The organism is Parasediminibacterium paludis, from assembly GCF_042651445.1.
Taxonomy (GTDB): Bacteria; Bacteroidota; Bacteroidia; order Chitinophagales; family Chitinophagaceae; genus Parasediminibacterium; species Parasediminibacterium paludis.
The window spans coordinates 1-641 of sequence record NZ_JBHSDC010000035.1 but is presented as its reverse complement, the minus strand read 5'-3'; the positions used below and the strand labels follow the sequence as shown (position 1 = coordinate 641).

Genomic DNA, 641 nt, shown 5'->3' with positions numbered 1-641 from the left:
CGTAAAGCCGAAGATCTCTGTAGAGAATTAGGCGTAAGTACTGCAGCATTTTATAAGTGGCGTCAACGTTATGGTGGACTTGAGGTACAGGAGTTAAAGCGGATGAAGGAACTGGAAGAAGAGAACAGCCGATTAAAGCGGATGTATGCAAATCTTAGTCTGGTTCATGAAGCCTTGAAAGATGCTGTTGGAAAAAAGCTTTAACGCCTGACGAGAAGGGAAGCCTGGTTGAGCACATGGTAAAGGAACATCAGATCAGCCAGCGTCAGGCATGCAAAGCGGTAAGCCTATCCCCAAGCACGGTACGCTATAAACGGGTACCAAACAAAGATGAAGAGGTTATCAATACGCTACAGTTACTGATTGAAAAACATCCGTCAATAGGTTTTTGGCAAAGCTATTACCGGATTAGAAGAATGGGATATGTGTGGAATCACAAACGGATATACAGGGTTTACACTGAGTTAAAACTCAATATTCGTCGAAGGTTCAGGAAACGTTTACCGGCGAGGGTAAAGCAAGCCTTATTCCAGCCTGATACGATCAATGAAGTATGGAGTGTAGATTTTATGAACGATACTTTATGGGATGGCCGAAGGTTCAGATTATTAAACATAGTGGATGATTATAACCGGGAAGTA

The 641-nt window shown here is 42.7% G+C and carries 1 protein-coding gene and 1 pseudogene; both read left to right on the top strand.

Translation table 11 applies throughout. The features are described from left to right. The coding region (locus ACFOW1_RS16925; protein WP_379015936.1) for a transposase at nucleotides 1–204 on the top strand (204 nt) is incomplete at its 5' end. A 32-nt stretch (nucleotides 205–236) separates the two neighbouring features. Continuing rightward, nucleotides 237–641 (top strand): annotated as a pseudogene (locus tag ACFOW1_RS16920) (IS3 family transposase); the annotation flags it as partial.